Genomic DNA, 14,851 nt, shown 5'->3' with positions numbered 1-14,851 from the left:
GTCCCTTCGCGGCGCGGCGTACAAGGTGGGTGTGTGGGTGCGCTCGTCTGACGCTACGCACTCCGTAGCGTATCCTAAGCATCATGGTGACGGCTCTGGTGACCGGTGGCACGTCCGGGATCGGCGCCTCGTTCGCCCGTGCCCTGGCGTTGCGCGGATACGACCTCGTTCTCGTGGCACGCGACGAGAAGCGACTCGGCGAGATGGCCGAGGAATTGCGGGCGGAGGGGGTCTCGAGCGTCGAGACGATCTCGGCCGACCTCTCGGTGCGGGCCGACATCGACCGGGTCGCCGAGCGGCTCGAGAGCACCGACAGTCCGATCGACTTCCTGGTGAACAATGCAGGCTTCGGCATCCACGGCTCGCTGCTCGAGCGCGACGTGAGCATCCACGAACGTGCCCTCGACGTGATGTGCCTCGCCGTGCTCGTGCTGGGCGGCGCCGCGGGCCGATCGATGAAGGCGCGGCACCGTGGCACCATCCTCAACGTCTCGAGCGTGGCGGGCACCATCGCCACCGGCAACTACTCTGCGGTGAAGGCCTGGACAACGGCCTACACCGAGGGTCTCGCCGTCGAGCTGAAGGGCACCGGGGTGCAGGTGTCGGCGGTGCTGCCCGGCTGGGTGCGCACCGAGTTCCACGAACGCGCCGGCATCCGCACCCGTTCCATCCCGAACGTGCTCTGGCTCGACGCCGACGATCTCGTCGCCGAGACCCTCCGCGACGTCGCGCGGGGTGCCGTGCTCTCGGTTCCCAGCAAGCGCTTCAAGGTGCTCTTCTTCTTCACCCGGCATCTGCCTCGCCGGGTCATCCGGTACATCTCGGGGCGCATCTCCTCGAGCCGCAACAAACCGGCCGAGTCGTCGGCCGCGAACACAGGATCGGGGTCGGGTGTGCAGCAGTCGTCAGCGGAGGTGAAGCGGTGAGCGAGAAGCACCAGGGCGAGGAGTCGCCGGGCGAGAAGCACCACGGCCTGATCGCCCCGCCGAAAGACCGATTCACCTCGGGCACGATGGCCGCGATGCGCTTCGTGGCGCAGCGGATGCTGCTGAAGCCTGTGGTCTGGTCGATCACGCGGGTGTCGGTGCGCGGGCACGAGGCGGTCAAGGGTGTGAAGGGCGCGTTCATCGTGGTGGCGAACCACTCCAGCCACCTCGACGCTCCCCTCATCATGTGCGGCCTGCCGCGCCGGCTCGGCCGCTACCTCGCCGCCGGTGCCGCCGCCGACTACTTCTTCGACATCTGGTGGCGGCGCATCCTCACCGCCCTGTTCTTCAACGCCTTCCCCATCGACCGCACCGGCACCGCCGCCCGTCAGGGCGTGTCGAAGAAGCTGCTCGGGCGGGGAGTGCCGCTCCTGGTGTTCCCCGAGGGCACGCGGTCGAAGACCGGTGAGATGGCGCCGTTCAAGGCCGGCGCGGCTGCACTGTCGATCTCGTGCGACGTTCCGTGCGTGCCGGTCGCGCTGGTCGGTGCGAGCCTCGCCATGCCCCGCGGCCGCAATTGGCCCATTCCCGGCCGCCCGCCCGTGGCCGTCATCTTCGGCGAGCCCATGCTGGGGCTGCCGGGCGAGACCCCCGACCAGTTCTCCGCCCGCATCCAGCGTGAGGTGCGGCGCCTCCATTCCACCGCAGCGGCCAGCGACGAGATCCCGGCGCTGCCGGTGATCGGCCAGAAGTCGTCACAGAGCAGAACCATCTCGAAGGGAGCCGCATGACCGACGTCAAGCACATGAAGTGGTGGGGCTGGGGCCTCGAGGGCGTCGGCTTCCACCACGAGGACAAGCCGGCCTTCGCGCCGTTCGTGAAGAAGGCCGTGGCGCTCGACCTCTCCCTCCCGCCGGTGGCGCCCATCTCCTTCGACCAGCTCACCGTCGCGCCTCCGCGCCTGTCGCCGGCCTTTGAGGCCGAGCTCGTCGCCATCGTGGGCGAGGACAACGCGCACACCGGCGACGAGTCGCGGGTGGTGCACGCCTACGGCAAGTCGATTCGCGACCTGCTGCGCATCCGTCGCAACGAGATCGCGCGGGTTCCCGACATCGTGGTGTACCCGGGCGACGAATGGGACGTGCAGCAGATCGTCGACGCCGCCGTCGCCGCGAACGCCGTCATCATCCCGTTCGGCGGGGGCTCGAACATCGCCGGCAGCCTCGAGCCGCTCGCCGACGAGACGCGCACCGTGGTGTCGCTCGACCTCGGGCGTCTCAACCGCGTGCTCGACATCGACGAGGGCTCGGGGCTCGCGCGCATCCAGGCGGGCACGCAGGGCCCCGACATGGAGGAGCAGCTGAACGCCAAGGGGTGGACCATGGGGCACTTCCCCGACTCCTTCACCCACTCGACGCTCGGTGGCTGGGTGGCGACCCGGTCATCCGGCATGCAGAGCGACAAGTACGGCGACATCGCCGACATCACGCGGGGCCTCCGCATGGTGCGCCCCGGCGAGATCGTCGAGCTCCGGCCCCTGCCGTCGACCTCCACCGGCCCGTCGGTGCGCGAGATGATCATCGGCTCGGAGGGGCGTCTCGGCGTCATCACCGAGGTCACCGTGCAGGTTCACCGCCAGCCCGCGGTGCGCGAGGTGCAGGCCTACTTCTTCCCGAACTGGGACGCCGGGCTCGCCGCCATGCACGAGATCTCGGAGTCGGATGCGTCGCCGTCGATCACGCGCGTCTCCGACTCCCGCGAGAGCGGCTTCTCACTGGCGACGCGCAAGGCGTCGAAGGGCATCTCGGGTGCGGCGCAGAACGTGCTCATGTCGGTGCTGAAGCGCCGAGGCTGGGTGCTCGAAGACATGTGCCTGTCGTTCATCGGCTTCGAGGGCAGCGAGTCGCACGTCGCCTACGAGAAGAAGCTCGTCGGCGCCATCGTCAAGAAGCACGGTGGGCTCGGCGTCGGCAAGGGCCCTGGTGCGCTCTACGACCAGAAGAAGTTCGACACACCGTACCTCCGTGACTTCCTCCTCGACCGGGGGGCAGCCGCCGACGTGTCGGAGACGGCTGCGCCGTGGTCGCGCCTGCACGAGGTGTACGACACCACGGTCGCTGCGGCGAACGCCGCCTACGACGCGCTGGGCGTGCACGGGTGGATCATGTGCCATCTCTCGCACTCCTACCACTCGGGGGCGTGCCTCTACTTCACCTTCGCGTTCGTCCACGGCGACGACCCCATCGCTCAGTACGAGGTCGTGAAGAAGTCGATCCAGCAGGCGTTCCAGGATGCCGGCGGCACGCTCTCGCACCACCACGGCGTGGGCGTCGAGCACTCGCCGTGGATGGAGCAGGACATCTCGGCCGGTGGCGTCGCCCTCATGCAGGGCCTGTTCGACTCCGCCGATCCTCAGGGCCTGTTCAACCCGGGCAAGGTGCTCGGCACGGTGCAGCTCACCGCCGACGACGTCGCCGAGCTCGTCGCTGAGGCCCCGCGCGCGGGCGCTCCCGCCGCCGCGGCAGCGGAGTAGCGCGGGGCGCTCCAGGCGCGCGTCGGTCGCGCGAAGTGCTCGCACAACTCGCTGAGGGAGCAGTTCGCGCGACCCACGCCCCGACGCTGCGGGTGCGGGCTACTCGGGAGGCGGGGTGAGGGCGGGCCAGAGCAGGGTGAGCAGGCGGTCGGCCCACTCCTCGTCGGGCTCCCCACCGCGGATGACGTGGCCGACGGCCGCACCGAGCAGCACGCTCACGGTGAGCTTCACGTCGAGGCCCTGACGCAGGTCGCCGCGGGCCACCGCCTCGTCGAGGAACGCGACCAGCTGATGACTGCGATGCCTGATCATCACCCGCAACTGCTCGGCGAACTGTCCGCCGTCGTCGATCAGGATGGCGGCGACGGTACCGCGGCCCACGATGTCCTGAACGCGCACCCGCGCCGCGCCGAGCAGCCAGTGCAGGGTGTCGTAGGTCGACATGCCCTCGGGCAGCGTCACCTCGGTGGTGGCGGCGTCGATCGCGGCGACGATGAGGGCGTCGCGGTCGTCGTAGCGGCGGTAGATCGTGGTCTTCGCGACTCCGGATGCTGCGGCCACCGCCTCGACGTTCACCCCGGCCGGCCCGCGGTCGCGCAGCAGCTGCAGGGTGGCGGCGACGATGCGTGCGTCCGCGCCGGGCCGCTCCTCCGCCTCCGGCCGTTCCACCGCCTCCGTGGCGGGGCTATCGGCATCGTGCACGGACATGATGCCCATTATGCCGGGCCGCCCGGTCAGAGTCCTCGGTCGACCATGTCGAGCAGCCGTTCGGTGGCGAAGTCGACCATGCGGTCGTCGAGACCGCGCAACGGTCCGTCGATGACGAGCATCCCGAGCCCGTGAACGGTCGCCCAGGCCAGGAACTCCGCGTTCTGCCGCCGCTCGGGCGGCAGAACGCCCGCCGCCACGAGCCGGTCGAGCGCGAGGCCCACCTGCTGGAACGGGGTGAGCCCCGCGCGACCCGCCTTCTCGGGCATCGTCGCTCGGCGCAGGTCGTCGGGAACGGTGTATGCGGTGCGGAAGAGTCCCGGCTCCTCCCTCGCGAACGCGATGTAGCCGAGGCCCACCGCTCGGAGCGTCATGCGCGCATCCTGTTCGGCGTCGCCGGTGGCCGGATGCGCGTCGAACTCGGCCTGGATGCGGTCGGCCGAGAGGCCGAGGCAGACGTCGGAGACGGCCTTCAGCAGGGCGTCGCGATCGGCGAAATGGCGGTAGGCGGCGTTGGGGGAGACTCCCGCCCGCCGGGTGGCCTCCCGCAGCACGACGGCGGCCGGCCCGCCCTCCCGCGCCATCTCGACGGCGACCTCGATGAGCGCCTCGCGCAGGTCGCCGTGGCGGTACGTGCTGCGTGGGCCCGGCGTGCGGTCATCGCTCATGGGCGCCTCGGGTTCTGACGGTCTGACGGGTGGGGCTCGCCCGCCGGGTCAGGGAGGGGAGACGTGTGGACAGTGTACACATCTCCCCGAGCCGGACTGCACCGGCGCGGCCGCGGAGCTGAAGCGCCCGTGCCGCCACGCACGGCTCGCCCGCGCGGGCCTCGCGGCTCACTGGGCGTCGGCGATGGCGTTCAGCACGAGCACGGCGGAGTCGTTCGCGCCGATGGCGTACTCGTTCGTCTCGTCCTCGGCGCAGAGCTGACCGGTCGCGATCTCCTCGATCTCGTCGACCAGCGACCGCACCGAGCGAAGCTCGCCCTGCAGCGCTGCAGCCGAGACGTTGCGGGATGCCTGCAGCTCGGTGAGCGAATCGCTCAGCTGCTCGCGGTCGGCGAGGGCGATGGCGGCGTCGGAGAGGGCGCGATCGCGCTCGTCGGCGAGCACGCCGATCTCGCTGCGCGCGTCGGCGAGCTCGCGCTCGAGCGCCGCGATCTCGGGGGTGGCGCCCGAGGCCACGGCCCCGCCCCCCGCGCCCGCGGCGTCGCGGGCCTCGGCGAGCTCGTGCTCGAGTTCGGCCAGGCGGGCTCGCGCCTCGAGGAGCTCGAGGTCGCCGCCGAACGCGTCGGGGTCTGCGGCGGAGGGCGCCGACTGCTCGCGCTGCTCCAGCTGCTGCTCGAGCTCGGCGACCCGCGCCCGAGCGGCGTCGAGCTCGGTCGTGGCACCGGCTGCGGCCGCGGCTGCGGCAAGAGCCTCGGCGAGCTCCGACTCGAGCTGCGCCACGCGCGCCTCGGCCGCGTCGAGGGCCGTGGTGTCGGCAGCGGCGCGGTGCGCCTGGGCGAGCTCGGCCTCCAGCTCGGCGACGCGGGCGGCGGCCGCGGTCTCCGCGGCCTCGCCCTCGCCGAGCGACTCGCCGGCCCCGAGCCTCGCGTCCGCGAGCTCGGCCTCGAGTGCCGACACCCGTTCCTCGGCGTCGTCGAGAGCCGCGGTGTCGGTCGCCGCAGCCCTGGCCTCGGCCAGCTCGGTCTCCAGCTCGGCGACCTTGGCTTCGGCAGCGGCCTCGGCCTGGTGAGCCGCGCCGAGCTCGCTCTCGAGCTCGGCGACGCGGGTACGGGCGGCGGTGAGCGCGTCGTCACCGTCGGCGGCCTCTGCGGTGATGGCTGCGAGTGCTGCCGCGTGCTCGGCCCTCAGCTGCTCGGTGCGGGCGTCGCTGTCGGCGAGCGCCGTCCGGTGCTCGGTGCTGAGCTGCTCGGCCAGCTGCTCGCGCTCGGCGAGGGCGGCGAGGTGGTCGGCTTCGAGCTGGGCGCGCTCTGCCGAGAGCCGGTCGATCTCGGTCTGCGACGCCTGACGCTGCTCCTCGGCCGCGGCAGCCGCTGCACTCCGCAGCTGGTCGGTCTCGGCGGTGTGGGCGGCCTGCAGCTGCTCGATCTCGGCGGCGTGGGCGGAGCGCAGCTGCTCCAGCTCGGCCGCGTGCGAGGCCCGCAGCTGCTCGTCGTGGGCGCGCAGCGCATCCGATTCGCTGGCGTGACCGGCCCGCAGTTGATCGGACTCGGTCTGATGGGCGAGCCGCAACTCCTCGAGCTGCGTCTGGTGGGCCGTCGACATCTGCTCGAGCTGGGCTGCGTGCGAGCCGGAGAGCTGCTCGAGCTGCGCCGCGTGCGAGCCGGAGAGCTGCTCGAGCTGAGCCGCGTGAGCGGCGTGAAGCCCGGCGATCTGGTTCTCGTAGCCGGCCACCGTCGCCTGCTGCTCCTGGGTGAGCCGGGTCGTGGTGTCGGCGAGCTGGGTCTGGAGCGCGCCGGTCTCGGCGGCGAGCTGTGCGGTGAGTGCGCCGGTCTGGGCGGCGAGCTCCGCCTGCATCCGTGCCGTCTCGTCGGCGAGCTGGGTGCGCAGGGCGGTGGTCTCGCCGATCAGCCGCTCGTGCAGCGCCGCGAGCTCGGCCTCGCGCTCCGCGAGGGTCGCGGCCGTCGCGTCGAGGCGGGCCTGGGTGTCTTCGTAGCGGGCGGTCATCTCGGCGAGCCGTTCGCGGGTGGCGGCGAGCTCGCGCTCGGCATCGAGCCTGGCGGTGTCGCGAAGGCGCCGGTCGTCGATGACGAGACCGAGCTGCGAACGGATAATCTCGAGCGGGTCGTCGTCGCCCTCGACCTCTTCGGCGGGAACGATCTCCGGCGCCTCGTAGGCGGGGTGAGCAGTGGGGTCGATGAAGTGGTGGCGGTAGAGCTCGTCGACGATCGCCTCGTAGCGCTCCCGGAACTCGGGTGTGCCGATCTTGAGCGAGGCACCCACGAAGGCGAGCGCGGTGCGGTCGCGCCTGCTCAGGGTGTACTCGGTCGTGGTGGCGTCGGACATGATGCTCCTACTGGCCTCGCGGGTGGGGGGCTGCCGCAGTCGACGCGGCTCGTCGGATCAAGGTTAGTCGCCCCGCGGGCGTGAACGGTCAGGGTTCTCGCAAGCTCGGTCGACAGTCGTCGTTCAAGGTTCGCGGGTGCCGCGCAGCCGCTCGATCTCGCGGCGGTCGCGCTTGGTGGGCCGTCCGGCACCGCGGTCGCGCACCGGGACGAAGGCCACCGCCTCCCGGGGCGGCGGCGGGGGAGTGAGGTCGACGAAGCACTCCGCGGCGGCGATGGCGGAACCCCGCTTGGTGGCCAGGCCTCGCACGGTCAGGATGCGGTCGAACCCCGAGATGCGAGCCCGCACCTCGTCGCCGACGCGCACGGTCTGCGCGGCCTTCGCGGTCGTGCCGTTCACCTTCACGTGCCCGGCGCGGCAGGCCGTCGTGGCCGCCGACCTGGTCTTGTAGACGCGCACGGCCCACAGCCAGCTGTCGAGGCGCACGCCGCCGGGCGCGGTCGGGCCTGCGCTCACCGTCGACTTGTTCACACCCGGGGCCATCTCGAAAGTCTTCCACAGCCCGGGCCGTCCGATCGGGAGAGACGGATGCGCGCCTAGGCTGATGAGGTGCCTCTCACCACCCTCTCCTCCCGGCCCGCGATGCCGTCGCCCTTCGACCCCGACGCGGCGTACGAGGCGTTCGCGTCCTGGGCCGAGGAGCGAGGCACGCCGCTCTACCCGGCGCAAGACGAGTCGCTCGTGGCGATCGTCTCGGGCGAGAACGTCATCCTCTCCACGCCCACGGGCACGGGCAAGTCGCTGGTGGCGGTGGGGGCGCACGCCGTCGCCCTCGCGAAGGGCGAGCGGAGCTACTACACGGCGCCCATCAAGGCCCTGGTGTCGGAGAAGTTCTTCGACCTCGTCGAGATCTTCGGCGCCGAGAACGTGGGAATGGTCACCGGCGACTCGTCGGTGAACCCCGACGCCCCGATCGTCTGCGCGACCGCCGAGATCCTCGCCAATCTGGCGCTCAGGCACGGCCCGGAGACCCCGGTAGGGCAGGTCGTCATGGACGAGTTCCACTTCTACGCCGAGGCCGACCGCGGGTGGGCCTGGCAGACGCCCCTGCTCACGCTGCCACGCGCGCAGTTCGTGCTCATGTCGGCGACCCTCGGCGACGTCGACTGGCTCGCCACCGATCTCTCGCGCCGCACCGGGCGCGAGACCACGGTCATCACGGGGGTCACCCGCCCGGTGCCGCTCAGCTACAGCTACGCCACCACCCCCATTCAGGAGACGGTCGAGGAGCTGCTGCAGACGCACCGCGCTCCGGTGTACATCGTGCACTTCAGCCAGCTCGCCGCAGTGGAACGGGCGCAGGCCCTGTCGAGCATCCAGGTCGCCAGCCGGGCGCAGCGCGACGAGATCGCCGAGCTGATCGGTCCGTTCCGGTTCACCACGGCGTTCGGCAAGACGCTCGCGCGTTTCATCAGGATGGGCATCGGCGTGCACCACGCGGGCATGCTGCCGAAGTACCGCCGGCTCGTCGAGCGGCTCGCACAGCGTGGTCTGCTGCGGGTCATCTGCGGCACCGACACGCTCGGTGTGGGCATCAACGTGCCCATCCGCACCGTGCTCCTCTCGGCCCTCACCAAGTTCGACGGCACCCGCATGCGGCAGCTCACGGCGCGGGAGTTCCACCAGATCGCCGGGCGCGCGGGCCGGGCCGGCTTCGACACGGCGGGCACCGTGGTGGTGCAGGCGCCCGAGCACGAGACCGAGAACCTCAAGGCCCTCGCCAAGCTCGGCGACGACCCGAAGAAGCGGCGCAAGTTCGTGCGCAAGAAGGCGCCCGAGGGGTTCGTGTCGTGGGGTGAGCCGAGCTTCGAGAAGCTCATCGCCGCCCAGCCCGAGAAGCTCACCTCGCAGTTCCGGGTGACGCACGCGATGGTGCTCAACACCATCGCCCGGGGCGGCGACGTGGTCGCGAACATGCGTGCGCTGCTCGAAGACAATCACGAGCCCCGTGCCCGTCAGCGCGAGCTGCTGCGCCAGGCGCTCGCCATCTACCGCACGCTCCGTACCGCAGGTGTCGTCGAGCAGGTCACCGACGCCACCACGGGGCAGACGCTCATCAGGCTCACCGTCGACCTGCAGCCGAACTTCGCGCTCAACCAGCCGCTGTCGCCGTTCGCGCTCGCGGTCTACGAGCTCCTCGACGAGGAGTCGCCCGTCTTCGCGCTCGACGTGGTGTCGGTCACGGAGGCCATCCTCGACGACCCTCGGCCGGTGCTCTCGGCCCAGCAGTTCGTGGCCAGGGGCGAGGCGGTCGCCGCGATGAAGGCCGAGGGGCTCGACTACGACCAGCGCATGGAACTTCTCGACGAGGTCACCCACCCGAAGCCCCTCGAGGGGCTGCTCGGCGAGGCCTTCGCCACCTACCGGGCGTCGCAGCCCTGGATCGGCGACTTCGACATCTCGCCCAAGTCGGTCGTGCGCGACATGTACGAGCGGGCGATGTCGTTCGGCGAGTACATCGCGTTCTACCGGCTGGCGAGGTCGGAGGGTCTCGTGCTGCGGTACCTCTCCGACGCCTATCGCACCCTGCGCTCTACGGTGCCAGACGAGCTGAAGAGCGACGATCTGGTCGACCTCATCGAGTGGCTCGGCGAACTGGTGCGCCAGACCGACTCCAGCGTGCTCGACGAGTGGGAGGCGCTGGTCGACCCCGACGCCGTGACCGCGGCAGCGGAGCGCGAGGAGGAGGCGCCGATCGTCCCGCCCGCTCCCAAGCTGCTCACCTCGAACCCGCGGGCGTTCCGCATCCTGGTGCGCAACGAGCTGTTCCGCCGGGTGACGCTCGCCGCCCGCGAAGCGTGGGAGGAGCTGGGCGAGCTCGACGCCGCCTCGGGGTTCGGCGCCGACCGCTGGGCGACGGCGATGGACGCGTACTACGACGAACACGACTCCCTCGGTATCGGCCCGCACGCGCGCAGCGGCGCCCTGCTCATCCTGGAGGAGGAGCCTGCGGTCTGGCGGGCGAGGCAGATCTTCGACGACCCCGCGGGCGACCACGACTGGGGCATCACCGCCGAGATCGACCTCGCCGCCTCGAACGAGGCGGGCGCCGCCGTCGTCCGCATCCTCGCCGTCGATCAGCTCTAGCCCTGCCCGTCGCGGCGACCATCGGGGCCGGGTGCGCAGGTGAGGGCCGCGTGAGCGGAGTCCGCTGTCAGCGCGCGACGAGTGAGGGCAGGTGCCAGTCGAAGGAGATGGCGAGGATGCGCAGGGTGGCGCACACCACGAAGCCGATGGCCATCGCCGCGGCGGGGGTGAATCGCAGACGTGCCGCAAGGAGCACGGCGAGCGATCCGGCGGCCGCGGCCGAGGCGTAGACGCTCGAGGTCAGCACCGAGGGGATGCCGCCGAGCAAGGTGTCTCGGGCCATTCCGCCGCCGACGGCGGTGAGCGTGCCGAGGATCACGACGACCCACCCGTTCGCCCGGTGGTCGAGAGCCTTCTCGGCGCCGGTGACGGCGAAAAGCGCGAGTCCGAGGGCGTCGAGCACGGCGAACGCGTCGTCGGGGGTGTCGGCCGAGATCGCCACCACCGCGAAGGCGAGCACCGAGCCTATGAGGGCGACGAGGATGCGTGAGGGCGAGCGGAACGCGAACGGAGGCACGTCGCCGAGCAGCAGGTCGCGCAGGATGCCGCCGACCGTCGCCGAGACGCAGCCCACCACCAGCACCCCGAAGACGTCGAGCCCGGCGTCGGCCGCGAGCCTCGCTCCCTCGAAGGCGAACAGGCCGGTGGCGACGATGTCGGCGATCGTGAACAGTCGCGAGGCTTGGCGGCTGTGCCGCGACCAGGCGGCGGCGGTCGCCCGGTCGCTCATCCGGGCCGCCGCTCGCTGCCCGCTTCGCCCGGGACGCCTGCGTCGCCCGAACCGCCCGTGTCGCCCGAGACGCCTGCTGCCCGCGTGTCGCCCGAGTCGCGTGCGCCGAGCCCACCACGTCCCCCGCGCGTCCAGCGTGTCAGCAGCACGCTGCCCGAGCGCAGCACGTGGCCGAGGTCGAGCCCGCGCGGCGGGGCGGCGAGCTGCGACGGCGCGGTGATGACGCGCGGCCCGCGGCCGCCCTCGAGCAGAGGGCTCAGGGTGAGGCAGAACTCGTCGACGAGGTCGGCGGCGACGAAGTCGCCGAACAGCGACGGTCCGCCCTCGCAGAGCACCTGGGTGAGTCCGCGCGCGGTCAGCTCGGCGACGATGCGAGCCGGGTCGACCCGGTCGGCGCCGACGTCGACGAGGTCGGCGACCCTCGACAGCTCGGCCCGTGCGTCCGCCGGCGCCGTCTCGACGGTGAAGACGAGCGGGCGCCGCGGAGCCAGGGCGAACAGGTCGGAACCCGGGTCGAGACCGAGCCTGCCGCTCACCACCGCCATCGCCGGATGCTCGGGCAGCCCGGCGGAGACCCTCCGTGCCGAGCGCTCGGCGTCGAGCCGCAGCGCCCCGTACCCCTCCTCGCGTGCCGTGCCTGCCCCCACCAGCACCACATCGGCCAGCGAGCGCAGCGTGTCGAAGACGCGCTTGTCTGCGGGCCCGCCGAGGCCTCCGGAGAGCCCGTCGACCGTGGCCGAGCCGTCGAGACTCTGCACGAAGTTCACTCGCAGTACGGATGTCGCGCGGTCGGAGTCCCCGTACAGCCGCCAGAGCGCGTCATCGTCGAGGGCGGCGCCGGCGAACTCCGGCCGCCCTCCCGTCAGCAGCCGGATGGGTTCGTCATCGCCCAGCCCGGCCGATGCGTCGCTTGCTTCGACCTTCATACGTTGTGCACCTCCTGCACCGGTTCACGGAACCCCAGAACCGCCTCGAGCATCCGCATCGCCTTCACCGACGCCGCCACGTCGTGCATGCGCACCACCCGGGCGCCGAGCATGGCGCACACGGTCGCGGCCACGATCGAGCCCTCCGTGCGCTCGCTCTTGACCACGCCGAGGCTCTCGCCCACGAAGTCCTTATTCGACACCGCCGCGAGCGAGGGGAGACCGAGGGCGGCGATCTCGTCGAAGCGGCGGGTGAGCTCGAGACTGTGCCGCGTGTTCTTATTGAGATCGTGCCCGGGGTCGATGAACAGCTGTGCCTCGTCGACGCCGGCCGACGTCGCTCGTTCGAGGCGCTCCTCGAGGAAGGCGCGCACCTCGCTCACCACGTCGTCGTACCGCGGACGGGGATGCGGGCGGCGGGGGGCGGCGAGGCTGTGCGTGACGACGAGCGAGGCACCGGTCTCGGCGACGACGGCGGCCATCTCGGGGTCGCTGAGCCCCGTCGTGTCGTTCACCACGTGGGCGCCCGCGGCGATGCAGGCAGCGGCGACGGAGGCGCGGAAGGTGTCGACCGAGATCACGACGTCGCTCTGCTCGGCCACCGCCGCGACCACGGGGAGCACGCGGTCGAGCTCCTCCTCGGCGGGGATCTCGGGCCCCGGCGCGAACTTCGCTCCGCCCACGTCGACCCAATCGGCGCCGAGCTCCGCCGCACGCAGTGCCGCGTCGACCGCGCGGTCGAGCGCGAAGGTCGCGCCCTGGTCGAAGAACGAGTCGGGTGTGCGGTTCACGATCGCCATCACCGCGATGCGGCGGTCGAAGTCGAAGGTGCGCGATCCGAGGCGCCGCACGGGGTGCCGCAGCGCGGGTGTGACGATCATGTTTCCATCATGGTCGCTGCGACGGCCCGGGTGGGGCAGCTCGTGAGAAGGTGGAAGCATGACGGTCCTCCCGCCCCGGCTCCCTCCGCGCGACAGCGGTGACGCCTGGGTCGAGGCTCCCGACGGCAAGCGCTACTGGGGCCGCTACGGCGCAGCCGGTCTGCTGGTTCACGGCGAGGCGGGCGTGCTCTTGCAGCACCGCGCCGAGTGGAGCCACTTCGGCGGCACCTGGGGTCTCCCGGGCGGAGCGCGGCACGAGGGCGAGACCGCGGTCGAGGGCGCCGTACGCGAGGCGGGCGAGGAGGCGGGAGTGCCCGCAGAGCTGCTGCAGCTCGCCTTCACCTCCACCTTCGACCTCGGTTTCTGGTCGTACGTCACCGTCGTGGTGCGCGCCACCGAGGCGTTCACGCCCACGATCGGCGACGCCGAGAGCCTCGAGCTGCGCTGGGTGCCGGTCGACGAGGTGGACTCGCTGCGACTCCACCCCGGCTTCGGCGCCAGCTGGCCTGCCCTCCGCGCGCGACTCGGTGAGCATTCGCGCATCGTGGTCGACGCGGCGAACGTGATCGGCTCGCGTCCCGACGGCTGGTGGCGCGACCGGCTCGGCGCCAACGAGCGGCTCATCGCCCGGCTGGCGCGGCTCAGCGCGGTCGGTGTCGCCGCCGACGGCGACGGTGCCGATCGTCACTGGCCCCGCTTCGACGTCGTGCTGGAGGGCAGGGCGAGGGATGCGCGGGGCACCGACACGGCAGGGGCGCCCGGTCTGACCGGCGGCCTGGTGCGCCTCGTGCGCGCCGACGGTTCGGGCGACGACGCGATCGTCGCCACCGTCGCCGACCCGTTTCCGGGGGAGACGACGGTGATCACCGCAGATCGGGAGCTGACGAGCCGCGTCGAGGAGCTCGGCGCCCGCGTGCGCGGGCCTAGGTGGGTGCTCGACCAGCTCGATGCCCTCGATCGGGTGGAAGCGCCTGCACAGTCCGCCGCGCCAGCACCGTCCGACGCGCCCGAAGGGCCGCCTCGCGGATGACCCTCGCCGCGAGCGACCGCGGGGTCGTCGAGCCGTCAGGCCTCATGGCCCACTACGAACCGCGTCGGCCGGTCGACCTGGGGGCGACCCTCGGTCACCACCGGCGTGGGGCGGGAGACCCCTGTTTCGCCGTCGAGGGCGGGTCGTTCTGGCTCACCCTCCGCACTGTGGCGGGCACCGCGACCCTGCGCCTGTCTCCGACGCCGTCGGGCGTGCGCGCCGAGGCCTGGGGTGACGGTGCGGGCGAGGCGCTGCACTCCGTGCCGGAGCTCCTCGGCGAGGGCGACGATTGGAGCGAGCTCGACGTCTCCGCGCATCCGCTGCTCTCCGACTCGGCCCACCGCAACCCGGGGCTGCGTCTCAGCCGTACCGGCAGGGTGCTCGACGCCCTCGCGCCCGCCGTGATCGAGCAGCGCATCACCTCGGTCGAGGCCTTCCGTGCCTGGCGCGTGCTCGTCGCCCGCCACGGCGAGGAGGCCCCGGGGCCCGGGCCGGCCCGCCTCAGGGTGTCGCCGACCGCCGCCGCCTGGAAGCGCATCCCGTCGTGGGAATGGCACCGCGCCGGGGTCGACCCTGGGAGGGCCGCGACCGTCATCAGGGCGGCCGGTGTCGCCGCGGGTCTCGAGCGAACCGCCGTCGCGAGTCGTGGGGGCACGGACGTCTGGCGGCGCTTGCGCTCCGTGGTGGGCGTGGGGGAGTGGACCGCGGCCGAGACCGCGCAGCGTGCTCACGGCGACCCGGATGCGGTGAGCTTCGGCGACTACCATCTCGCCTCGACGGTGGGCTGGGCGCTCTGCGGTGAGCCGGTCGACGACGACGCGCTCGCCGAGCTGCTCGAGCCGTGGCGTGGACAGCGGCAGCGCGTGGTGCGGCTGGTGCTGGCGAGCGGGTTCAGGCCGCCGCGGCGCGGGCCCCGGATGACCATCCAGGACCATCGGACGTACTGAGTCGCCCGCCGT

13 protein-coding genes are annotated in these 14,851 nt (G+C 72.1%); 6 read left to right on the top strand and 7 right to left on the bottom strand.

Translation table 11 applies throughout. The features are described 5' to 3' along the window. Nucleotides 1-83 precede the first annotated feature (83 nt). From ABFY20_RS11810 to ABFY20_RS11800, 3 genes are read left to right on the top strand one after another with little or no spacing between them, the layout of a single operon-like run. Nucleotides 84-926 (top strand): SDR family NAD(P)-dependent oxidoreductase, encoded by an 843-nt coding sequence (locus ABFY20_RS11810; protein WP_368496443.1) that lies wholly within the window; start codon nucleotides 84-86, stop codon nucleotides 924-926. Then, nucleotides 923-1,717 (top strand): lysophospholipid acyltransferase family protein, encoded by a 795-nt coding sequence (locus tag ABFY20_RS11805; RefSeq protein ID WP_368496442.1) that lies wholly within the window; start codon nucleotides 923-925, stop codon nucleotides 1,715-1,717. The genes ABFY20_RS11810 and ABFY20_RS11805 overlap by 4 nt, the downstream gene beginning before the upstream one ends. Further along, complete coding sequence (locus ABFY20_RS11800; protein ID WP_368496441.1) at nucleotides 1,714-3,459, top strand: FAD-binding oxidoreductase; 1,746 nt, start codon at nucleotides 1,714-1,716, stop codon at nucleotides 3,457-3,459. Before ABFY20_RS11805 ends, ABFY20_RS11800 begins: the two co-directional genes overlap by 4 nt. 99 nt (nucleotides 3,460-3,558) lie before the next feature. On the opposite strand, the gene ABFY20_RS11795 is transcribed toward ABFY20_RS11800, so the two are convergent. The 4 genes from ABFY20_RS11795 to ABFY20_RS11780 all read right to left on the bottom strand — a co-directional run bounded on the left by ABFY20_RS11795 (nucleotide 3,559) and on the right by ABFY20_RS11780 (nucleotide 7,721). Next, on the bottom strand, nucleotides 3,559-4,167 hold the full coding sequence (locus tag ABFY20_RS11795; RefSeq protein WP_368496440.1) for a TetR/AcrR family transcriptional regulator: 609 nt from the start codon (nucleotides 4,165-4,167) through the stop codon (nucleotides 3,559-3,561). Between the two features lie 26 nt (nucleotides 4,168-4,193). Further along, nucleotides 4,194-4,835 (bottom strand): TetR/AcrR family transcriptional regulator, encoded by a 642-nt coding sequence (locus tag ABFY20_RS11790; RefSeq protein ID WP_368496439.1) that lies wholly within the window; start codon nucleotides 4,833-4,835, stop codon nucleotides 4,194-4,196. 168 nt (nucleotides 4,836-5,003) lie between these two features. Then, entirely contained in the window at nucleotides 5,004-7,178 is a 2,175-nt protein-coding gene (locus tag ABFY20_RS11785) for a hypothetical protein (protein WP_368496438.1), read from the bottom strand. Nucleotides 7,179-7,301: 123 nt separating this feature from the next. Further along, nucleotides 7,302-7,721: an RNA-binding S4 domain-containing protein gene (locus ABFY20_RS11780; RefSeq protein WP_368496437.1), complete on the bottom strand. Its 420-nt coding sequence runs from the start codon at nucleotides 7,719-7,721 to the stop codon at nucleotides 7,302-7,304. A 99-nt stretch (nucleotides 7,722-7,820) separates the two neighbouring features. Here ABFY20_RS11780 and ABFY20_RS11775 point away from each other — a divergent pair, with 99 nt between their 5' ends. Further along, nucleotides 7,821-10,325: a DEAD/DEAH box helicase gene (locus tag ABFY20_RS11775; protein ID WP_368499776.1), complete on the top strand. Its 2,505-nt coding sequence runs from the start codon at nucleotides 7,821-7,823 to the stop codon at nucleotides 10,323-10,325. Nucleotides 10,326-10,392: 67 nt separating this feature from the next. On the opposite strand, the gene ABFY20_RS11770 is transcribed toward ABFY20_RS11775, so the two are convergent. Genes ABFY20_RS11770 through folP form a run of 3 tightly spaced genes read right to left on the bottom strand, consistent with a single transcriptional unit; the run spans nucleotide 10,393 to nucleotide 12,862 of the window. After that, nucleotides 10,393-11,055, bottom strand: coding sequence for a trimeric intracellular cation channel family protein (locus ABFY20_RS11770; RefSeq protein WP_368496436.1), 663 nt, complete (start codon nucleotides 11,053-11,055; stop codon nucleotides 10,393-10,395). After that, nucleotides 11,052-11,981: a pyrimidine reductase family protein gene (locus tag ABFY20_RS11765; RefSeq protein ID WP_368496435.1), complete on the bottom strand. Its 930-nt coding sequence runs from the start codon at nucleotides 11,979-11,981 to the stop codon at nucleotides 11,052-11,054. Before ABFY20_RS11765 ends, ABFY20_RS11770 begins: the two co-directional genes overlap by 4 nt. Further along, on the bottom strand, nucleotides 11,978-12,862 hold the full coding sequence (gene folP / locus ABFY20_RS11760; RefSeq protein WP_368496434.1) for a dihydropteroate synthase: 885 nt from the start codon (nucleotides 12,860-12,862) through the stop codon (nucleotides 11,978-11,980). The genes ABFY20_RS11765 and folP overlap by 4 nt, the downstream gene beginning before the upstream one ends. 58 nt (nucleotides 12,863-12,920) lie before the next feature. On the opposite strand from folP, the gene ABFY20_RS11755 reads away from it, so the two are divergent. Then, nucleotides 12,921-13,892, top strand: coding sequence for an NUDIX domain-containing protein (locus ABFY20_RS11755; protein WP_368496433.1), 972 nt, complete (start codon nucleotides 12,921-12,923; stop codon nucleotides 13,890-13,892). Next, nucleotides 13,889-14,839 (top strand): DNA-3-methyladenine glycosylase, encoded by a 951-nt coding sequence (locus ABFY20_RS11750; protein ID WP_368496432.1) that lies wholly within the window; start codon nucleotides 13,889-13,891, stop codon nucleotides 14,837-14,839. The genes ABFY20_RS11755 and ABFY20_RS11750 overlap by 4 nt, the downstream gene beginning before the upstream one ends. Nucleotides 14,840-14,851 lie beyond the last annotated feature (12 nt).

It is taken from the genome of Herbiconiux sp. A18JL235, assembly GCF_040939305.1.
Classification (GTDB): Bacteria; Actinomycetota; Actinomycetes; order Actinomycetales; family Microbacteriaceae; genus Herbiconiux.
Note: the sequence above shows the minus strand (reverse complement) of the source record. Positions and strands in the feature narration are given on the sequence as shown.